The organism is SAR86 cluster bacterium (assembly GCA_023703535.1).
Classification (GTDB): domain Bacteria; phylum Pseudomonadota; class Gammaproteobacteria; order Magnimaribacterales; family TMED112; genus TMED112.
This window is the reverse complement of sequence record CP097967.1, coordinates 967,429-985,802: the sequence shown is the minus strand read 5'-3', so window position 1 is coordinate 985,802 and position 18,374 is coordinate 967,429. Positions and strand designations below refer to the sequence as shown.

Annotated in this window: 24 protein-coding genes; 10 read left to right on the top strand and 14 right to left on the bottom strand. The window is 31.6% G+C overall.

What is annotated here, in order from left to right:
• Positions 1 to 19: 19 nt before the first annotated feature.
• The 3 genes from M9B42_05090 to M9B42_05080 are packed head-to-tail and all read left to right on the top strand — an operon-like array spanning position 20 to position 2,951.
• Positions 20 to 316, top strand: coding sequence for a hypothetical protein (locus M9B42_05090; protein URQ64145.1), 297 nt, complete (start codon positions 20 to 22; stop codon positions 314 to 316).
• The gene (locus tag M9B42_05085) at positions 313 to 1,695 is read left to right on the top strand and encodes an amidohydrolase (protein URQ64144.1); all 1,383 of its coding nucleotides are present in this window, start codon (positions 313 to 315) and stop codon (positions 1,693 to 1,695) included. The genes M9B42_05090 and M9B42_05085 overlap by 4 nt, the downstream gene beginning before the upstream one ends.
• Positions 1,695 to 2,951, top strand: coding sequence for an amidohydrolase family protein (locus M9B42_05080; GenBank protein ID URQ64143.1), 1,257 nt, complete (start codon positions 1,695 to 1,697; stop codon positions 2,949 to 2,951). Before M9B42_05085 ends, M9B42_05080 begins: the two co-directional genes overlap by 1 nt.
• On the opposite strand, the gene M9B42_05075 is transcribed toward M9B42_05080, so the two are convergent.
• Together M9B42_05075 and rpsU are read right to left on the bottom strand one after the other, a co-directional pair.
• Positions 2,943 to 3,386, bottom strand: coding sequence for a GatB/YqeY domain-containing protein (locus M9B42_05075; GenBank protein URQ64142.1), 444 nt, complete (start codon positions 3,384 to 3,386; stop codon positions 2,943 to 2,945). The two genes, M9B42_05080 and M9B42_05075, sit on opposite strands and share 9 nt — an antisense overlap.
• Position 3,387: 1 nt before the next feature.
• Complete coding sequence (rpsU, locus tag M9B42_05070) at positions 3,388 to 3,597, bottom strand: 30S ribosomal protein S21 (GenBank protein URQ64141.1); 210 nt, start codon at positions 3,595 to 3,597, stop codon at positions 3,388 to 3,390.
• Positions 3,598 to 3,639: 42 nt separating this feature from the next.
• Here rpsU and tsaD point away from each other — a divergent pair, with 42 nt between their 5' ends.
• The 3 genes from tsaD to folK are packed head-to-tail and all read left to right on the top strand — an operon-like array spanning position 3,640 to position 5,400.
• Positions 3,640 to 4,638 (top strand): tRNA (adenosine(37)-N6)-threonylcarbamoyltransferase complex transferase subunit TsaD, encoded by a 999-nt coding sequence (tsaD, locus tag M9B42_05065; GenBank protein ID URQ64140.1) that lies wholly within the window; start codon positions 3,640 to 3,642, stop codon positions 4,636 to 4,638.
• A 5-nt stretch (positions 4,639 to 4,643) separates the two neighbouring features.
• The gene (gene folB, locus M9B42_05060) at positions 4,644 to 5,006 is read left to right on the top strand and encodes a dihydroneopterin aldolase (GenBank protein ID URQ64139.1); all 363 of its coding nucleotides are present in this window, start codon (positions 4,644 to 4,646) and stop codon (positions 5,004 to 5,006) included.
• Positions 4,999 to 5,400, top strand: coding sequence for a 2-amino-4-hydroxy-6-hydroxymethyldihydropteridine diphosphokinase (gene folK, locus M9B42_05055; protein URQ64138.1), 402 nt, complete (start codon positions 4,999 to 5,001; stop codon positions 5,398 to 5,400). The genes folB and folK overlap by 8 nt, the downstream gene beginning before the upstream one ends.
• Here the strand turns inward: folK and M9B42_05050 are convergent.
• The 3 genes from M9B42_05050 to M9B42_05040 are packed head-to-tail and all read right to left on the bottom strand — an operon-like array spanning position 5,397 to position 7,205.
• On the bottom strand, positions 5,397 to 6,143 hold the full coding sequence (locus M9B42_05050; protein ID URQ64137.1) for a DUF1338 domain-containing protein: 747 nt from the start codon (positions 6,141 to 6,143) through the stop codon (positions 5,397 to 5,399). The genes folK and M9B42_05050 overlap by 4 nt on opposite strands.
• Before the next feature lie 32 nt (positions 6,144 to 6,175).
• On the bottom strand, positions 6,176 to 7,033 hold the full coding sequence (locus tag M9B42_05045) for a phosphotransferase family protein (GenBank protein URQ64136.1): 858 nt from the start codon (positions 7,031 to 7,033) through the stop codon (positions 6,176 to 6,178).
• Positions 7,026 to 7,205, bottom strand: a complete 180-nt coding sequence (locus M9B42_05040) for a hypothetical protein (protein URQ64135.1) — start codon at positions 7,203 to 7,205, stop codon at positions 7,026 to 7,028. The genes M9B42_05045 and M9B42_05040 overlap by 8 nt, the downstream gene beginning before the upstream one ends.
• Before the next feature lie 14 nt (positions 7,206 to 7,219).
• Between M9B42_05040 and M9B42_05035 the strand changes: the two genes are divergently transcribed.
• On the top strand, positions 7,220 to 8,515 hold the full coding sequence (locus tag M9B42_05035) for an aminopeptidase P N-terminal domain-containing protein (GenBank protein URQ64134.1): 1,296 nt from the start codon (positions 7,220 to 7,222) through the stop codon (positions 8,513 to 8,515).
• Positions 8,516 to 8,517: 2 nt separating this feature from the next.
• On the top strand, positions 8,518 to 9,609 hold the full coding sequence (locus M9B42_05030; protein ID URQ64133.1) for an FAD-dependent monooxygenase: 1,092 nt from the start codon (positions 8,518 to 8,520) through the stop codon (positions 9,607 to 9,609).
• Here M9B42_05030 and M9B42_05025 read toward each other — a convergent pair.
• Complete coding sequence (locus tag M9B42_05025) at positions 9,606 to 10,178, bottom strand: Maf family protein (GenBank protein ID URQ64132.1); 573 nt, start codon at positions 10,176 to 10,178, stop codon at positions 9,606 to 9,608. The two genes, M9B42_05030 and M9B42_05025, sit on opposite strands and share 4 nt — an antisense overlap.
• A gap of 2 nt (positions 10,179 to 10,180) precedes the next feature.
• Positions 10,181 to 10,417: a 50S ribosomal protein L28 gene (rpmB, locus tag M9B42_05020; protein URQ64131.1), complete on the bottom strand. Its 237-nt coding sequence runs from the start codon at positions 10,415 to 10,417 to the stop codon at positions 10,181 to 10,183.
• Between the two features lie 55 nt (positions 10,418 to 10,472).
• Here rpmB and dut point away from each other — a divergent pair, with 55 nt between their 5' ends.
• On the top strand, positions 10,473 to 10,925 hold the full coding sequence (dut, locus tag M9B42_05015) for a dUTP diphosphatase (protein ID URQ64130.1): 453 nt from the start codon (positions 10,473 to 10,475) through the stop codon (positions 10,923 to 10,925).
• Here dut and M9B42_05010 read toward each other — a convergent pair.
• Positions 10,918 to 11,169, bottom strand: a complete 252-nt coding sequence (locus M9B42_05010) for a type B 50S ribosomal protein L31 (protein URQ64129.1) — start codon at positions 11,167 to 11,169, stop codon at positions 10,918 to 10,920. The two genes, dut and M9B42_05010, sit on opposite strands and share 8 nt — an antisense overlap.
• A 56-nt stretch (positions 11,170 to 11,225) precedes the next feature.
• On the opposite strand from M9B42_05010, the gene priA reads away from it, so the two are divergent.
• Positions 11,226 to 13,193, top strand: coding sequence for a primosomal protein N' (gene priA / locus M9B42_05005; protein ID URQ64128.1), 1,968 nt, complete (start codon positions 11,226 to 11,228; stop codon positions 13,191 to 13,193).
• Here priA and tsaE read toward each other — a convergent pair.
• The 6 genes from tsaE to M9B42_04975 are packed head-to-tail and all read right to left on the bottom strand — an operon-like array spanning position 13,164 to position 18,372.
• Positions 13,164 to 13,625 (bottom strand): tRNA (adenosine(37)-N6)-threonylcarbamoyltransferase complex ATPase subunit type 1 TsaE, encoded by a 462-nt coding sequence (tsaE, locus tag M9B42_05000; protein URQ64127.1) that lies wholly within the window; start codon positions 13,623 to 13,625, stop codon positions 13,164 to 13,166. The two genes, priA and tsaE, sit on opposite strands and share 30 nt — an antisense overlap.
• Complete coding sequence (locus M9B42_04995) at positions 13,625 to 14,278, bottom strand: deoxynucleoside kinase (protein ID URQ64126.1); 654 nt, start codon at positions 14,276 to 14,278, stop codon at positions 13,625 to 13,627. Before M9B42_04995 ends, tsaE begins: the two co-directional genes overlap by 1 nt.
• Positions 14,265 to 15,488 (bottom strand): polynucleotide adenylyltransferase PcnB, encoded by a 1,224-nt coding sequence (gene pcnB, locus M9B42_04990; GenBank protein ID URQ64125.1) that lies wholly within the window; start codon positions 15,486 to 15,488, stop codon positions 14,265 to 14,267. The genes M9B42_04995 and pcnB overlap by 14 nt, the downstream gene beginning before the upstream one ends.
• Complete coding sequence (locus tag M9B42_04985) at positions 15,485 to 16,468, bottom strand: adenosine kinase (GenBank protein URQ64124.1); 984 nt, start codon at positions 16,466 to 16,468, stop codon at positions 15,485 to 15,487. Before M9B42_04985 ends, pcnB begins: the two co-directional genes overlap by 4 nt.
• Positions 16,461 to 17,753, bottom strand: coding sequence for a glutamate-1-semialdehyde 2,1-aminomutase (gene hemL / locus M9B42_04980; protein URQ64123.1), 1,293 nt, complete (start codon positions 17,751 to 17,753; stop codon positions 16,461 to 16,463). The genes M9B42_04985 and hemL overlap by 8 nt, the downstream gene beginning before the upstream one ends.
• Positions 17,743 to 18,372: a thiamine phosphate synthase gene (locus M9B42_04975; GenBank protein URQ64122.1), complete on the bottom strand. Its 630-nt coding sequence runs from the start codon at positions 18,370 to 18,372 to the stop codon at positions 17,743 to 17,745. Before M9B42_04975 ends, hemL begins: the two co-directional genes overlap by 11 nt.
• Between the last annotated feature and the right edge of the window lie 2 nt (positions 18,373 to 18,374).

The following is an 18,374-nucleotide window of genomic DNA, read 5'->3' as shown; positions in this document are numbered from 1 at the left end:
TACATCTAAGGAAAAAGTCATGATAAAAAAATTAATTGTACTGCTTACATTAGCTGTTTTATATGGATGTGGTTCCGATGCTCCATCAATTTTTAAATCTGAGATTGAGGGCTCAGCAAAAAATTTTGAAGATGATATTCATGGAACCTATGCTTCCACGTATACCCCCCTTAAATCTGAAAATGTAGTAATTAGAAATGCGACCATTTTTGATGGTAACGGGAACAAATTTCTTGATTTTGATGTGCATTTTTCTGATGGAAAAATTAAAAATCTTGGAGTTGATTTGGAGGTACATCTAAGGAAAAAGTCATGATAAAAAAATTAATTGTACTGCTTACATTAGCTGTTTTATATGGATGTGGTTCCGATGCTCCATCAATTTTTAAATCTGAGATTGAGGGCTCAGCAAAAAATTTTGAAGATGATATTCATGGAACCTATGCTTCCACGTATACCCCCCTTAAATCTGAAAATGTAGTAATTAGAAATGCGACCATTTTTGATGGTAACGGGAACAAATTTCTTGATTTTGATGTGCATTTTTCTGATGGAAAAATTAAAAATCTTGGAGTTGATTTGGAGGTAGAGGGTGCGAGAGAGATTGATGCAACTGGAAAATATGTAACTCCAGGAATAGTTGATAACCATTCGCATATGGGAGTCTATCCTGCTCCAGGTGTAAGAACTAGTAGTGATGGTAATGAAGCAACAAATCCAGTAACAGCTGAAGTTTGGGCAGAGCATAGTGTTTGGTCTCAAGATCCACAATATAAACTTGCTTTAGCTGGAGGAGTAACTACTTTCCATGTTTTGCCTGGCTCAGCAAATTTATTTGGTGGAAGAGGGGTTACCCTTAAAAATGTTTCCGCAAATACTGTTCCTGATATGAAATTTCCTGATGCACCTCATTCACTTAAAATGGCATGTGGAGAAAACCCCAAAAGAGTTTATAGATCAAGAGGACCATCAACAAGAATGGGAAATGTTGCTGGTTATAGAAAAGCATGGATAGGAGCAGAAAATCATAAAAAACGTTTAGAAAGAGATCCAGAATACAGAGATATAAAAAACGAGACTCTAGTAGGTGTGTTAGATGGGAAAATTCTTGTTCATAATCACTGTTATAGAGCTGACGAAATGGCTACTATGATCAATATATCTCAAGAGTTTGGATACAAAGTTTCAACATTTCACCATGGTGTAGAAGCCTATAAAATTGCTGATCTCCTTGCCGATGAGGGAATATGTGCAGCTCTTTGGGCAGATTGGTGGGGGTTTAAACATGAAGCATATGATATGACTATCGCCAACATTGCAATAGTTGATCAGGCTCGAGGTGGTGCGGGTTGTGCAATAGTGCACTCAGATAGTGCAAGCGGAATACAAAGACTTAATCAGGAAGCAGCTAAAGCATTAGCAGCAGGAAGAAGAGCAGGATTTGAAATTTCAGAAGCTAGAGCAATGACTTGGCTCACAAAAAATCCTGCGAAATCACTTGGAATATTAGATAAGACAGGAACTTTGGATTTAGGAAAAGATGCTGATTTAGTAATTTGGAGCGGTAATCCATTTAGCGTTTACACAAAAGCTGAACAAGTATATATCGATGGAGCTCTAACATTCGATAAAGCATCTAATTTCATGCCGCATACAGATTTTGATATTGGTATAAAAGAGTGGGAGGAAAAATAATGAGATTAATAAGATTTTTAATTTTATTTCCGTTTTTTCTTTTTCCTCATGCTGATGATATGTATTTATTAAAAGGAGGAAATGTATTTCTTCCAAACGTAGGGTTTGTAAAAAAAGATATCTTAGTTGATGAGGGTTTAATAATTTCCATTGAGGATGAAATCGATTCAAGCGTTTCAGAAAATGTAATAAATTCTGACGGTAAATACATTACACCTGGATTAATTGTTTTTTCTGCATTAGGTTTAATTGAAATTGGAGCTTTACCAGAAACTATTGATATACGTTCTGAAACATATAATGCTGGGTTTGATCCAAGCGATGCTTTCAATCCCTTTTCACAAGCAATTAGACTAAATAGATCAAAAGGTGTCACGTCAACTGTAAATATACCAAGCGCTTCTGGATACTTTGCTGGATTGTTGTCATATACAAAAATAAACAATGGCCTCAAACAAAAAAAACAAGGACCTCTTGGGTTGCTTACAAGTTATGGCCAGTCATACGACGATTCTAGAGCTGCAAATTTAATGTTTATAGAAGATTTATTTTCCTATGTAAGAAATGGATATGACTCTACGAAAGCAGATCAAATCCAATTTTTTTATGGGACTGATAACGAATATAGATTTACAAAAAGAGATTTAGAAGCAATTCAGAAAGTTATTAATAAAGAGATGCCATTGGTTGTACGAGTTAACAAAGCTACAGATATTTTAAAAGTTTTGGAAATGGCAAAATCAGAAAATATAAATCTTGTCTTATGGGAAGCAAATGAGGGACATATGGTAGCTGAAGAAATTTCGAAAGCAGAAGTTCCTGTAATTATGGATCCTTTAAATAACATACCAGGGTCATTTGATTCATTAAATGCTACTTATGAAAATGTTTCACGTCTTCATAGTGCCGGAGTTAAATTGGCCTTTTATTATGATCAATCATCAGGTGCTCATAATGCATATTTAGCTACACAATCAGCAGGCAATGCAGTTGCATTAGGAGTTAGTTATAATGAGGCGCTTGCATCAGTAACATCAAACCCTGCAGAAATTTTTGATATTAAAAATGTTGGAGTTATAGCAATTGGTTATGATGCTGATTTGGCTATTTGGGATAATGATCCACTAGAACTTATGACACAAGTGGAAACAGTTTTTATAGACGGTTCAAAACAAGATTTATCTAATAGGTATGATGAATTGACTGAGAGATATACAAAAGAAGAGGAATTACCTAATTCTTATAGATCAAGATAAAAACTCTTTGGCATAATTGCTGGCTTGGGACATGTCAGCATTAGGATGCAAGCTTTTTAGTTCTTTCATTAAGATGCCCATTCCTTGCATACCTTCAAGACCCTTTTCAGCAATAATTTCTTTAATGATTGCCTGAAGTTCCTCACCTTGAACTGCCACAGGTAAATATTCATCGATTATTTTTAATTCATCAGACTCAATTTTTTCAAGGTCTGGTCTACCTCCTTTTGAATATTGTTCTATTGAATCTTTTCTTTGCTTCGACATTTTCTTAAGAATAGAGATTACATCTTCGTCTTTCACTTCAGATCTGTTATCTACCTCAAATCTTTTAATTTCAGAAGTTATGAGTCTAAGCGTGTCGCGGACAAAAACGTTTTTTGCCAACATTGCTTCTTTTAATTTTGAATTGATTTTATCTTTTAAAGATTCCAAGTTATTTAAGCTTAGAGAAGGAGTCTTTCATAACTCTTTTATAGTTTCTTTTTAGAGCCGCAGCAGCTTTTCTTTTTCTCTCTTCTGTTGGCTTTTCATAGAATTCTCTTTTTCTTATTTCATTAACGACACCTGCTCTTTCGCAAGCTCTTCTGAATTTTCTTAAACCAACATCAAATGATTCAGTTTCTTTAATTTTTATACTTGGCATAATGTAGAGAGTATTTTAAGGGTTATTTGATGAGAATCAACAATGAATATATTAGGCATTGAAACATCGTGTGATGAAACTGCACTTGCTATTTACTCAGAGGAAAATGGACTTGTAGCTAATTCTGTACACTCACAAGTAGATCTATTTAAAGAATATGGGGGTGTTGTGCCTGAAATTGCTGCTAGAGACCATAGTTTAAAGATAATTCCACTTTTAGAAAATCTCTTAAATGAGTCTGGTGAAAAGCTGAAAAATATAAATTTCATTTCATATACCGCTGGGCCAGGGTTAATTGGATCACTTCTAATTGGTGATACTGTAGCAAAGACATTGTCGAAGTTATTAGATGTCGGTCTAATTCCTATAAACCATCTGGAGGGACATATACTTGCTCCATGTATGGAATATAGTGAACTGAAACCACCATATATCTGTCTTTTAGTTTCAGGAGGACATACACAAATTATTGTCTGTGAAAGTTTTGGGACATATAAGGTTATTGGTGAAACAATTGATGATGCATGTGGAGAAGCATTTGATAAAGTAGGTAAATTGCTTGGTTTAGAGTATCCAGGCGGTCCAAAAGTTTCAAAACTTGCTGAAAACGGTGATTCAAAAAGATTTAACTTTCCAAGAGCATTAAAATCTGAAGATAATCTGGATTTTAGCTTTAGTGGTTTAAAAACCTCAGTCTTATATCAACTAGAAGAATTACAAGTTAGTGATTATCCTGATGTAGCCGCATCATTTCAAGAAGCAGTTATAGATATTTTAGCTTTTAAACTTTTTAAAGCATCGAAGAAAACAGGAATAAAAAAAATTATTTGCTCTGGGGGTGTTGCTGCAAACAAAAACCTTAGGCAAGTTTTAAAACAAATTGCAGATGAGGAGGGTATTGAAGTTTTTTATCCAAAATTCGAATATTGCACCGATAACGCAGCAATGATTGCATATGCAGGTTTTATTAGAAAGAAATATAATCTATTAATTGAAAAGAATATTTTTCCTAGGCCAAGATGGGCAGTGGAGGAAATTTAATAACCATGGATAAAATTTACGTAAAAGACTTAGAAGTAATGGGCACAATTGGAATTTTTGATTGGGAAAAAAAAATCAAACAAAAAATTAGCATCTCCTATGAAATAAACCAAGATAACTCAGCTGCTGCTAAAAAAGATACTATTGAAGCCGCCACTGATTATAAATCTATAACTAAAGCTATTATTTCCTTTGTCGAAGAGAATAAATTTGAACTTGTTGAAACTTTTGCTGAAAAAATAGCAGAGATGGTCATTAAACAGTATAAAGTTAAATGGATTAAGCTAAGAGTTTCAAAACCTGGTGCATTAAGATTTTCAAAAGATGTCGGAGTGATTATAGAGAGAGACTCTAAATCATATGAATAAGTTTTATGTATTAGTTGGTTCAAATATCAAGCCACAAATAAATATTGAGAAAGGAATCGATTTAATTCATAAATCAAAGATTATTGAAATTGATTCAATGAGCAAAGAGTATTATTCTGATCCGGTTGGAATGGACGGAAATAGCTTTATAAATATGGTGCTCAAATGCAAAACTAAATCATCATTTAGAGAAACTCTTTCTGAATTAAAAAAAATAGAGTTACATTGCGGAAGGGTAAGAGATCCCAATAATAAATTTACACCTAGAACTCTAGATTTAGATATTATTGATTGGAACAGTGAAGAAGCGATAATTGAAGGGTATCAAATGCCCGACCCAGATATAAAGAATCATGATTTTATTAAAATTCCTTATTCAGAGATAAAAGACTAATTTTTTTTATTCGTACTTTCAAAAATCTTATCAGCTGACTTTGCTACAAAACCTTGATAGATTTTGCCATCTTTACCAGGATACCTTTTTGCAAATTCGTAATAACAGCTTGGAAGAATTTGTTTTGAGTTTCCAAAAAATACTGGCATCTCATCTGCGAGTATTGATGATTGCTCAAGAAGCTCCTCTTTTGATCCCTTTATTTCCCCTCCTGATATATTTAATTTGAAATTATTTTTTTTAAGAAGATTGTTTACTTCAATCAAACTGGAGAAATTTTCTAGGTGATTTACTGAAATAGTAAAATGATTTGGACAAAAACCCCAAATATATAGCCAAGAAGCATATTCTGACTCTTTAGCCAAACTATTATATGTATCTAAATCAATATTCCACTTTCTTCCACCAAGCAAAAGTTCTTCTGGAGATATATCCTTAGTTTTTTCTGAAATTTCAACTACTACGTTTTGCAGTTCATTAGAAAACTCTTCACATAAGAGCTCAGATAAGAATATTTTAGGTCTATTCTCGTCATCATTTTCAAGATGAATTGCCTTAAGTTTTTTAACTTTAAAGTCATAGTCACCTCCATGATAATAACCATATTGTTCAAGAAATTTTGCTTGTCTGTTTATACTGAGATGCTCGGTATTGAAAGTTCTGAAAGCTATGTGATCATTTGTAACTTCTTCATTAAATAGTTTTGAGATTTGGTTCGCTGATGGAGTATAGCTTGTATACATTTTCCACATTTTGTCTAAGAGTAAATCAATATTCACTGCATTTTCGTTCTGGAAAGATATTTTTTCAGATATTCATCCTCATTTGGTATTCCTAACCCTTTGGCAACATCATTATCAATTTTCCCTATATGCCACAACAGACAATGATATCCAAAGTCAGCAAGAGGATCTCCAATTGTCGAAAGCTCCCAGTCTAAAATCGCAATATTATTGTCGTTGTTATCAAAAACCACATTATCTAATCGATAATCTCCATGAACAATGGAAACATATTTTTGTTTAGGAATTCTTTTAGGTAGCCATTCAATTAGTTTATGCATTGAATCAATTTTCTCTGTCTCTGAATCAAAATATTGTTTTGTCCATCTAGAGACTTGACGTTCAATATAATTTCCAGCTTTTCCAAAATCTTCAAGCTCTAAAGTTTTAATATCTTGGATGTGTAAAAGAGATATTCCTTGATTAAGTTGATCAAACACAAGTGACCTTCTTCCCTTATCAATTTCAGAAGCAAATGGATCCCAGAAAATATTTCCATCACAAAATTCCATTATGTAAAAAATTGTTCCTATTACAGATTCATCTTCACAAAGATGAATTGTTTTTGGGGTTGGTACTTCAGTGTTTTGAAGTGATGTTAAGACTTTATATTCTCTATCAACAGCATGTGCAGATTTAAGCAGCTTACCTGGTGGCTTTCTTCTTAAAACATATTTGTTATTTTCTGAGGTTAAAAGATATGTTGGGTTAGATTGACCACCCTTAAATTGTTCATAATTTAAAATGTTTCCGATATTAATATCTTTTTTTTCTAAATAAATATTTAAATCTTCAAGATTAAATGCCAGCTTTTCTGATACTTCTTTAGTTCCGGAAAATTGATCACTCATTCTTATCTTTTGAATCCATCACTAATAGTTGATTTTCTTTAACTAAATTAGAAATTTTTTGTTCTAGTTCTATTATTTTCCCTTTGAGCGATTTATTTTCTGTTTTTACCTTGAAGTTGAGCTCTATGAGTTTATCTACAAGTTCTGATAAATTTTTGATTTTTTCATGCATAATATTACGTGTTCATGGATGATTTTAACAATAAAACATACGTAAAAAGAAGAAAAGAGATTTCAAAACTTATGGAAAGCAACTCATGCTTTTTAATTAACTCTGCAAATCTCAAATTTAGAAACAATGATTCAAGTTATTTTTTCCGACAAGATAGCAACTTTTATTATTTATCTGGCTTTGTTGAACCTGATTCTTTAATAATGATAGAAAATAATGGCAAATCAACTCTCTTTTGTAGAGAAAGAAATCTTGAATTAGAAAAATGGGATGGGTTCATGCATGGAGTTGATGGCGCAAAAGGAACCTTTGGATTTGACGAATGTTTTGATATTACAGAAAAAGAAAATTTAATACCGGAAATGATCAAGGGAAAAACAAATCTTTACTGCTTAATTGGTAAAGATAAAAACTTTGATGCATCTGTTAGCTCATGGGTAAATAAGGCAAATAATCTTGAGAGACATCAAGCAAATATTGATATAAAAAATTTCTCAAATGAACTGGGGATGATGAGACTTATAAAGGATGAACATGAGTTAAGTTTGATGAGAAAATCTTGTGAAATTGCTGCAAAAGCACATAAAAAAGCTTTGATGAATATAAAGAAAGGAATGTCTGAATTTGATATAGAGAGTTTATATTTAAATTATTTTAGGGAAGGGGGCTCAAATTTTCCTTCTTACACCCCAATTGTTGCGGGTGGAAGTAATGCATGCATTCTTCATTATATTGAAAACAATAAAACTATTAAGGAATCTGATCTAGTTTTAGTAGATGCTGGTTGTGAATATAATTACTACGCCTCTGACATAACAAGAACATTTCCTATAAGCGGAAAATTTTCAGCAGAGCAAAAAGCAATTTATGAAGTTGTTCTAGAAGCACATAAGAAATCTACTGAAGCTATTGTTGTAGGAAATTCATGCATGAATCCTCAAAAAACCTCAGAAGAAGTAATTTCACAAGGATTAAAGGACCTTGGTTTTTTAAAAGAGCCACTAGAAGAAATTCTTGAAAAGAAATTATTTAGGGAATTTTATTATCATAAAATCGGTCATTGGATTGGACTAGATGTTCATGATGACAGTCCTTATACATACAAAGATGAAGAAATTAAATTTAAAGAAAATATGATTATGACTATTGAGCCAGGCATATATATTAATGAGTCAGCGCCTGTAGATTCAAAGTGGAAAGGCATTGGAATCCGAATTGAAGATGATATTCTAGCAACAAATAAAGGGTCTATTAATTTAACTAATGAAGTGCCATCACATTCTGATGAAATAGAAAAATTAATGGCTTAAAAATGCATAAGCAGGTAGTAATAGTAGGTGCTGGAGTAATCGGATGTTTATTAGGGAAAATATTAAAAAATAATAATATCCCATTTAAAATTCTTGAAAGGTCTCCTCAATATCAAAAAAAAGGAGATCGAACTGTAGCATTAACTAAACAATCAATAATCCTTTTAAATAAATTATTTCCTGATATAGATATAAATAAATATTCAACCCCTGTAAACAAGATGTCTTTATTTCATGAGTCAAAAAAGAACCTTATATTAAAATCTGATGAGATAGATAAGGTCACAAGCATATGTCTTCTTGACTGGCTAAATAAAAATTTAATTGATGAACTTAAAGACTATATTGTTTGGAACAATGAAATTCAAAAAATAGATTTTAAGGATAATAAAATTGAACTAACTGGGACAAAAAATATTATTGCTGACGTTGTTTTTGCAACTGATGGCAGTAATTCAAAAATTCGTGAGTTAATAAATTTTGAAATTGAAAAATGGTTCTATGATCAAAAGGCATATACTTTCTTAGTAGAGGCAAACCATAATTCTGAGGCTAAACAATATTTTCTAGAAACAGGCACATTGGCTTTCTTACCAATCAACCTCGATAAAAAAAAATATTATTCAGTAATTTTTTGTACTAATACAAAAGAAAATCCTGAAACTGAACTAAAACAAATTTTTAAGAATTTTCAAATTAAAATCGATACCAATAATATTTCGCTAACAAATTCAGCAGAATTAAGCCATTCAAGGGCAAAAAAATTATTTAAAGATGGAGTTTTTCTATGCGGCGATGCTGCGAATTCATTTCATCCCATGGCAGGACAAGGATTGAACCTCGGTATTGGAGACATTATTGAGATTGAGAAAAATCTTAAAGAAATCATAGATTTAGAAGATGATGCTATAGCAGCTTACTCAAATATTAGATCTCAAAAAAATATCCAGATGACATGGATTATTCAATCATTATATGCAATGTTTTCAAATTCCAGAGGTTTTATGAAAATCTTACTTGATGGTGGAATGAAATTTCTAGATAGTACTCCAAAAATTAAAAATAAAATTATTGAATTTGCTAATAAAAATTAATTTCTTTGTATTTCTTTAATTAGTTCATAAGTTTCATGAACTGGAAGTCCTACTACATTGGTATAACTTCCATTTATTATGGCTATAAATTTTCCTGCAGGTCCATGTATTCCATAACCTCCAGCTTTTTCTAAGCCTTCATCAGAATAAACATAATCTTTGATCTCTTTTTCAGACATTTCACAGAAAGTCACCTTTGTTTCACAAGTCCTCATAACTGATTTCTCCTTAGTTGAAATCATCACAGATGTAAAAACACTATGTTCCTTTCCTGAAAATTCCTTAAGCATTGCTATATTCGTTTCATGCTTTTTTGGTTTCCCATAAATTTTTTTATCAGGGGAAAATACAAGTGTATCTGCTGTTAAAACTGGATACTCTAAATCATTATCATTTAGTAGAGTTCTAGCACTTTGGTTCTTACCCTTTACGATTAATTTAGAGCATTCAATTGGATCACTTTCAACTATTGAAGATTCATCAAAGTCTTGTTTGACAACTTTATGTTTAATATTAATCAAATCAAGAAGGTCTGTTCTCCTAGCTGACGCAGAAGCAAGTAGTAGCACTATTAGATTTTAAGACCTTTAGTTCTTAGGTCCTTGAGAACAGTATCAATACCATTTTTATCAATTATTCTCATTCCTTTTGCTGAAACAGTTAAGGTAATAAATTTTTTTTCTGACTCGACCCAGAATTTATGTTTATGTAGATTTGGTTTAAATAATCTTTTCACACGGTTTTTTGCATGGGAAACATGATTACCCACCATTGCTTTTTTCCCTGTAACTTGACAAACCTTACTCATAAGAACGCAAATGATAAAATAGTAATCTATTTTATGCAATAATTTACTTTTATCGATGAAGCTCAAATTTAAGATTTTAGACAAAAGAATTGGAACTGAATTTGATATGCCAAAATATCAAACTTCTGGTTCAGCTGGTATGGATTTAATTGCTTGCATTGAGGAAAAGCTTGTACTTAAACCAAATGAGTCAACTGTTATCCAGTCTGGTATTTCAATTTATATAGAGGATCCAGAATTTGCTGGCATAATCATACCAAGATCAGGACTTGGGGCAAAAAAAGGATTAGTTTGTGGAAATCTCACGGGTTTAATTGATTCTGATTACCAAGGGCCTCTTGGAATTTCTTTGTGGAATAGATCTAATGAAAATATTGAGATAACTCCTGGGGATCGTGTAGCTCAGCTAGTTGTTATAAGAGTCAATCAAGTACAACTTGAGCAAGTTGAGGAATTTAATCTTTCAGATCGAGGTGATAAGGGTTTTGGTAGTACAGGTATTAGCTAGTCTTTTTACCGAATTTCTTCTCAAATCTTTGAACTCTGCCGCCTGTATCAAGGATTTTCTGTTGTCCGGTATAAAATGGATGAGAAGCTGAAGATGTTTCAACAACATAGTAAGGATATGTTTTTCCATCTTCCCATTCTTTAGTTTCTTTTGTTTTAAGTGTTGAGCGAATAAGAAAATACTTATCCACGCTGGTATCGTGAAATAACACTTCTCTATATTCTGGATGTATATTTTTTTTCATATAACTAAAATTGTGAAGGAAATAATATCAAATAAATTTTCTATTACAATAAATTGATGAAATTTGTAAAAGTTGCAGTTGCACGCCCAATCAGAAAAACTTTTACATACAAAAACTTAGTTCCTAACGAAAATATTGTTGGAAAGAGAGTTTTCATAGAATTCCACAGAAAAAAAGTTGTTGGTGTAGTTGTTCAAATGTGTAGCAATGTGGACAAAGAATTCGAAATCAAACAAATAATTTCTGTATTAGATGAAACTCCCCTATTTGAGAGCAATTTTTTAAAAAAAATTGAGGATATTTCACAAAAATTCTTTTTTCCGATGGGAGAGCTACTTTCTCTATTTACACCAAACCTTATGAGAAAACCTAAGCATTCAGATGAATTACAAAAATATAAAATTGATGACACAAAGTTTGAAATTACCAATAATTTTTTCAAAAAGCTTACCGATGAGCAGAAATTAGCTGTTAAAAATATTCAAAATTCTAAAAAACAAGAACATCTAATTTTTGGAGTAACTTCTTCAGGTAAAACAGAAGTATATAAACATCTTATTTATGATGAATTTAAGAAAAATAATTCAGCAATTATTCTGGTTCCAGAAATTTTCTTGGCTCCAAAAATTTATGAGGAATTCAAAGAAAGTTTTGGTGAAAATGTATTTTTGTACCATTCAAATCTTACAGAATTACAAAGATATAAAATTTGGCTTAACTGCCAAAAAAAATCACCAAAAATCATTGTTGGGACACGATCAGCACTCTTCCTAATGCCAAAAAATACAAATATTATTGTCTTTGATGAGGAGCATGATCAATCATTTAAGCAGCAAGATAAGCTTAGGTATGACGCAAAATCACTCGCTAAAGAACTTTATCAGAATTCAAAAATAATATATTCCTCTGCAACACCCTCATTTAAATTATTGCGAAAAGTAAAAGATGGGGAGATTGATGTCTCAAAACTGTTTAAAAGAATAGGAGAAATTCCAACACCTGATATTTCTATTGAATCAATTAATAAAACTAAATTAGTAGGTGGAATTTCTGAGACATTAATAAATAAAATAAATTTAAATTATAAAGCTGGGAACCAAACTCTAATTTTAATAAATAGGAGAGGCTATGCCCCGGTATACTTGTGTAATTCTTGCGGGTGGATAGCAAAAAGTAATTGCTGTGAGTCTTCCTTAGTCTATCACAGGGAAGAAAAACGACTTAAATGCCATAGGTGTCAGAGCTCATGGGGATTACCAGAGAATTGTCCTGAATGTAATAAAAATGATTTTGAGGTTAAGGGCGTTGGAACTCAACAAGTAGAGTCGAACCTTAAACATACATTCCCAAATATTGATATTTTGCGAATAGATAGTGATTCAGTTTCTGGTAAATTGCGTAGAGAAAGTACTCTTGAAAAAATCGAAGATAAAAATCCAAAAATTTTAATTGGAACTCAACTTTTAGCCAAAGGGCATGACTTTCAAAAAATTTCGCTAATAATAATTCTCAATTTAGATTTTGGCCTTTTTGGTGCAGATGTACATTTACAGGAACAAACTATCCAACTACTGATTCAAGCAGCTGGCAGAGCAGGTAGATCAGGAATCAAGAGTGAAGTTATTTTACAGTCGAGAATCTCACATCATCCTCTTTTTAAAAAAGTTAAAAGTGGTAGCTATGAACTTATTTCTCAAGATATCCTCAGTGAAAGAGAAAAATTAAATTTATTTCCTTTTACTAAACTTATATATCTTAAAGCTGAAGACAGTAACTTGAAAAAGATTAATGAATTTTTAGTTAGGGCAAAAGAAAAGCTTTCGAAAAAAAACGTAGAAGTCTATGGGCCATTTGAAGGACCGGTTAGTAAAGTAGGATACAAATATCGCATGTTTTGTATTATCCAATCAAATAATGTTAAAGATTTACACAATTCTGCTTCAGGATTAATTAATGCATTAGATAAAGAAAAAAGAACTATCTCAAATTGGGTGTTAGACGTCGATCCTATTAATGTAACCTGAAATTTCAGAATTATTTGAAGCAATTTTAACAACTCTTTTAGACTTTGAGTTTTCAAATCTTAAATCTATTTCATTTGGGCAATTAAACTTTTCTATTTTTTCCGGCCACTCAATAAATATAGCTCCATGCGATTGAAAATCTAAATCCACCCCAAAATAATCAAATTCATCTGAAGAATTCAACCTATAGAGGTCTGTATGAATTAATTTAATTGATTGCAAATGATACTCTTCAATCAAACCAAAGGTTGGACTTTTTACTTTGCCTTCCCAGCCTAAAGCTTCTAAGCAAAATCTTACAAATGTAGTTTTACCAGCACCTAAATTGCCGTTTAAATAAAAAGCATAGAAAGTCTTATTATTCTGAATAAGATTTGCAAAGTTGAATGCAATTTTTTTTGTCTTTTCTATTTCAGTTATATCTATTAACACTAGAAGAAACTTGGGGATAAGTTTATGAATTCACGACCTATAATATTTTTTTTGACACAGTCTATTATTTGATTGAAATCCATTTGATTTGAGACAAAATCAACATCATCAACATTTAAAACCAATAAAGGAGACTCAGAGTAACTGAAAAAGAACTCAGAGTATGCTGAACATATCTTTTCTAAATACTCTAAATTAATTTTTTCTTCATATTCTTTTCCTCTCATTTTTACTTGGTCAAAAATTCTTTTAGGAGATGCTTGCAAATATATTAAAAGATCTGGTTTAGGATATTTTTCATAAAATTTTGATTTAACTTCTTCAAAAATTTTTAGCTCTTCATCAGAAAGATTTACTTCAGCAAAAAGTGACTCTTTCTGAAAGATAAAATCAGAAATAATATTTCTTTTTAATAAATCTTCAGAAAAGAATTGGTTAATTTGTTGTGATCTTTGCATAACAAAATACATTTGAGTAGAAAAGGCATACTTCTGTTGGTCATTATAGAAAGATCCTAAAAAAGGATTTTCATCCGGTTTTTCAAGACAAAGATCATAATCATATTCTTTAGCAATTTTTTTTGCTAGCGAAGTTTTTCCAACACCTATAGGCCCCTCTATTGCAATATAGTTTGGTAATTTAATTTTTGGCAAATTTTCTTCCTCTTGAATTTAAAAGCTTTATTTTCTTATCATAATTTGCAGTTCTAAACTCTGTCCACCACTCAATATCATTTTTGAGATTCGGTTCAATTGAATGTCTTAGAAGAAAAAAATCAAATGCGGCTCTAAATCTTAAATTATTTGAGAATCTTAATGTCTTTCTTCCAGTCCTTTGAAACCTTGGTTGATGCATCCATACATCCTTTATGAAACTAGTAAATCTTTTTGGCACTGAAGTTATAACTTGTTGTTTTCTTGTGACCTCTGAAATTGATTGATAAAAATTTCTAAAATTTATGTTTTTAGATATATTCGATTTTTTAAAAATTTTCGGCCACAGCAAAAGGGCAAAAATAAAGCCTGGATTAAGTTTCTTCCCAACTTTGTACCTCCTATCTGTTTCTTTAAAAGCAGTTAAAAAAAAGTTCTCAAACTCTTCGTTAACATCTGAGACGTGAGGAAAAAGAATTTCAAACACTTTATATTCATTAAGAATTTTATAGGACATCTCAGCATGCCCAGATAAAAATAATTTCAGAACTTCTTCGTAAATTCTTGCAGGTGAGATTTCATAAAGATGATGTTTTTGTTCAAGAATGATTTTTTTTGCACTTTTTTCGATACTGAAGTTTAATTTTGCTGCAAACCTTATTGCTCTGAGTATTCTTACAGGATCTTCTAAAATTCTTTTTTCAGGATCACCAATGAATGTTACATTCTTATTACCAAGATCTTTAATTCCTCCAAAATAATCAATAATCTCACCTTTAAAAGGGTCATAGTAAAGTGAGTTAATCTTAAAATCTCTTCTTTTGACATCTTCTTCTTGCGTTCCCCAACTATTATCTCTGAGGATTCTCCCTTTTTCATTTACTTCAATTGATCCTTCATTATCTTTAGAGTCAGACCTAAAAGTAGTAGTCTCCACGATTTCATCTGGAAATGTGATGTGAACTAATTTAAACCGACGTCCAATAATTCTTGAGTTTTTAAAAATTTTTCTTATTTGTCCAGGCTCACAATTTGTAACAATATCAAAATCTTTCGGGTCAAGTTTTTGAATTAAGTCTCTAACACCGCCACCAACAATATATGCTTGGAAACCCTTTCTGTGTAATTTTGAAATAATTGATAAGCAGTTTTTTGAAATTAAATTTGTATTCAAATTAAAGTTTTTATGATTAACAACTTCAGGCTTCACAATTCTAGATAATTTTCCTTAAGCTTTATGTATCCGTCTTGGGTAAGTCTTGGACTTCTTTCTTGAACTATTTGAGATGAGGCATAATTCCCAAAATTACAGGATTCATGAAAATCTTCACCAGATATAATTGCATGTAAACAACCACCAGCAAAGATATCACCTGCACCGTTCGAATCAATAGCATCTACTTTATATGCCTTTAAATTTGATGATTTGCCATCTTCAAATATAAAGGACTCATTTGCACCATCAGTTACAACAAAATTCTGAGCGTACTCTGGCAATTCATTCTTAAAATTCTCACCAGTAAGAGCAATTGCTTCATCCTTATTGCAAAATAAATACTTAGCTTGTTTGATTTTTAGGACCTCTAAAAAACGATCTTTAAAAATATTTACTACATTGGGATCAGAAAGGCTTAGAGCAAAATCAATCTTATGATTTGCCATTTTTAAAATCTGTAAAAAAACATCATAGTTTTGATTCGAGGTAAATTGATATCCCTCAGAAAATAAAATTTTTGATTTTGTTAGAGCTACTAAAAAATCCTTACTAAATTGTAAATTTTCAGATGCGCCTAAATAAGTTCCCATTGTTCTTTCACTATTTGGTGAAATTAAAACTAAACATCTACCTGTATTTATTTCATCTAGTCTCAAGGAATTAATAACCTCAATATTATTTTCCTTTAAGTTATCTTCGTACAAATCACCTAATGAATCTCTTCCTAACTGACATATATGTCCACATTTTGAGCCAAAATTAGAAGCTGCAACAAGGCTATTTGTAGTTGATCCGCCGCAAACAATTTCAGGATCCTGATTTCCTAAAAATGACTTTATTTCTTGTTGTTCGGAGTAGCTTATTTGTTTGAACTGATTAAAATTTAAATTTGTTTTTCTAACTAAATCCTCTTCGATATAAAAAGTTTCATCAACAAGAGCATTACCTACACCAAGAATATCTAAATTATCCATTATTCAGATTTTTGAAAACATTAGAGGATAGCTTAACAGTTTTCATTAATTGTTCTTGTGTATGTTCAGTAGATAAAAAACAACTTTCAAAAGCTGAAGGGGGCAAATATACATTTTGTTCTAACATAAGTCGGAAAAATTTATTAAACATACTTATATTTGTATCAGATACTTCTTGGAAATTTTTTGGTAGTTTGTTTGAAAAGAAGAAGCCAAACATACCTCCTCTAATGTTATAGCAAAATGGAATACCATTTTTTTCTGCCTCTTCTTTAAGACCTTTTAAGAAGATCTCACCTTTTCTTTCTAATTCACTAAACATTTTTTTATTTTTTAGTTGTTTTAGCAGAGCTGATCCAGCACTTACTGCAACTGGGTTACCAGATAATGTACCTGCTTGATAGACAGGTCCATCGGGAGAAATATTATTCATTATTTTGGCTTTTCCTCCATATACTCCAACTGGTAATCCTCCTCCAACTATTTTTCCAAGTGCAGTTAAATCTGGTTTTATATTAAAAAGCTCCTGAACTCCACCTCTAGCGACTCTAAAACCTGTCATTACTTCATCAAAGATTAAAATTGATTTATTTTTGGTGCATAGACTTCTTAAAGTTTTAAGAAAATTTTCATCTGGTTCAATAAATCCCATGTTTCCAGCAATTGGTTCAACTATCACTGCTGCAATATCTTCTCCAAATTTTGTAAAAGCCTTCTTGAGTTCAGAAGCATTATTGTATTCAAGTGTAATTGTTAATTTAGAGAGTTCATCCGGAATTCCTGGCGAGTCTGGCACACCAAGTGTTGCAGCACCTGATCCAGCTTTTACTAATAAGGAATCCACGTGCCCATGGTAACAACCAATGAATTTAATTATTTTTTTTCTACCAGTTGTGCCTCTCGCTAATCTTATACAGCTCATAGTAGCTTCCGTACCCGAATTAACCATACGAAGTTTTTCTATGCTGGGGATATAACTCTTTATTATTTTTGCAATTTCTAATTCATTTTTTGTTGGAGCGCCAAAACTAATTGCTTTGGAAGCTTGTTTTTTTATAGCATTTACAATTGCTTTATTTGAATGTCCTAGGACCATTGGCCCCCAAGAGCCTACAAAGTCTAAATATTTGTTGCCATCTTCATCATAAAGATAGCAACCTCTCGATTTTTTAAAAAAAATAGGCGTACCACCCACACTTTTAAAAGCTCTTACAGGAGAGTTTACACCTCCCGCAATATGTTCTTTAGATTTTTTGAATAGCTCCTTGGAGTTTTTAGTTTTCATTCCAAATTTCTAATAATTGTTTACTTCTTTCCTTAATATCTGATTTATCTGAGTAAATGCCTTCACAAATTGCAGCCATTTGAAAACCACCTTTCTTAATTTGAGAGAGATTTGTATTATTGATTCCTCCAATAGCAACATTTATTGAGTTTTCATCCATATTTTCTGATACATATTTTAAATCAATCTCACCTCTTTCACTCTTTTTTGTTTGTGAGAAAAAAGCAGGACCAAAAGAATAATAAGAGAAGATATTATTTGAATCGTTTTTTTGAGCTGAAATATTTGACTTACAGCTAAGGCCGGTGAATTCGATATTTTCGCTGGTAAGCAGAAAACTTAAATCTTCAAGATCTGGTCCTATATGTAATCCTGTACCTAAATATTCTGCAAGCAAGTAGTCATTATTGATAATGAAGCAGGCATTATTATCTAAGCATATTTTTTTTAATTTTGTGGCAGTTTTTAATCGCTCATCAAAATTTATACAATCATCAAAGCGGTATTGTATAATTTCAATGCCAGATGACAGCGTGTCTTCTACAGCATTTAAAAGCTCATCGGCTCTAAGCGATGTAGGGGTTATTGCGTATATACCAGATTGAATATTTTTTAACATTT

Coding starts and splice junctions, on each gene's coding strand:
- M9B42_05050 (URQ64137.1), bottom strand. CDS start 6,143: ATGTATACAAGCTATACTCCATCAGCGAACCAAATCTCAAAACTATTT.
- M9B42_05085 (URQ64144.1), top strand. CDS start 313: ATGATAAAAAAATTAATTGTACTGCTTACATTAGCTGTTTTATATGGA.
- rpmB (URQ64131.1), bottom strand. CDS start 10,417: ATGAGTAAGGTTTGTCAAGTTACAGGGAAAAAAGCAATGGTGGGTAAT.
- M9B42_05035 (URQ64134.1), top strand. CDS start 7,220: ATGGATGATTTTAACAATAAAACATACGTAAAAAGAAGAAAAGAGATT.
- M9B42_05045 (URQ64136.1), bottom strand. CDS start 7,033: ATGAGTGATCAATTTTCCGGAACTAAAGAAGTATCAGAAAAGCTGGCA.
- tsaD (URQ64140.1), top strand. CDS start 3,640: ATGAATATATTAGGCATTGAAACATCGTGTGATGAAACTGCACTTGCT.
- hemL (URQ64123.1), bottom strand. CDS start 17,753: ATGAAAACTAAAAACTCCAAGGAGCTATTCAAAAAATCTAAAGAACAT.
- folB (URQ64139.1), top strand. CDS start 4,644: ATGGATAAAATTTACGTAAAAGACTTAGAAGTAATGGGCACAATTGGA.
- M9B42_05040 (URQ64135.1), bottom strand. CDS start 7,205: ATGCATGAAAAAATCAAAAATTTATCAGAACTTGTAGATAAACTCATA.
- rpsU (URQ64141.1), bottom strand. CDS start 3,597: ATGCCAAGTATAAAAATTAAAGAAACTGAATCATTTGATGTTGGTTTA.
- M9B42_05090 (URQ64145.1), top strand. CDS start 20: ATGATAAAAAAATTAATTGTACTGCTTACATTAGCTGTTTTATATGGA.
- folK (URQ64138.1), top strand. CDS start 4,999: ATGAATAAGTTTTATGTATTAGTTGGTTCAAATATCAAGCCACAAATA.
- M9B42_04975 (URQ64122.1), bottom strand. CDS start 18,372: ATGTTAAAAAATATTCAATCTGGTATATACGCAATAACCCCTACATCG.
- M9B42_05080 (URQ64143.1), top strand. CDS start 1,695: ATGAGATTAATAAGATTTTTAATTTTATTTCCGTTTTTTCTTTTTCCT.
- priA (URQ64128.1), top strand. CDS start 11,226: ATGAAATTTGTAAAAGTTGCAGTTGCACGCCCAATCAGAAAAACTTTT.
- dut (URQ64130.1), top strand. CDS start 10,473: ATGAAGCTCAAATTTAAGATTTTAGACAAAAGAATTGGAACTGAATTT.
- M9B42_05010 (URQ64129.1), bottom strand. CDS start 11,169: ATGAAAAAAAATATACATCCAGAATATAGAGAAGTGTTATTTCACGAT.
- M9B42_05030 (URQ64133.1), top strand. CDS start 8,518: ATGCATAAGCAGGTAGTAATAGTAGGTGCTGGAGTAATCGGATGTTTA.
- M9B42_04985 (URQ64124.1), bottom strand. CDS start 16,468: ATGGATAATTTAGATATTCTTGGTGTAGGTAATGCTCTTGTTGATGAA.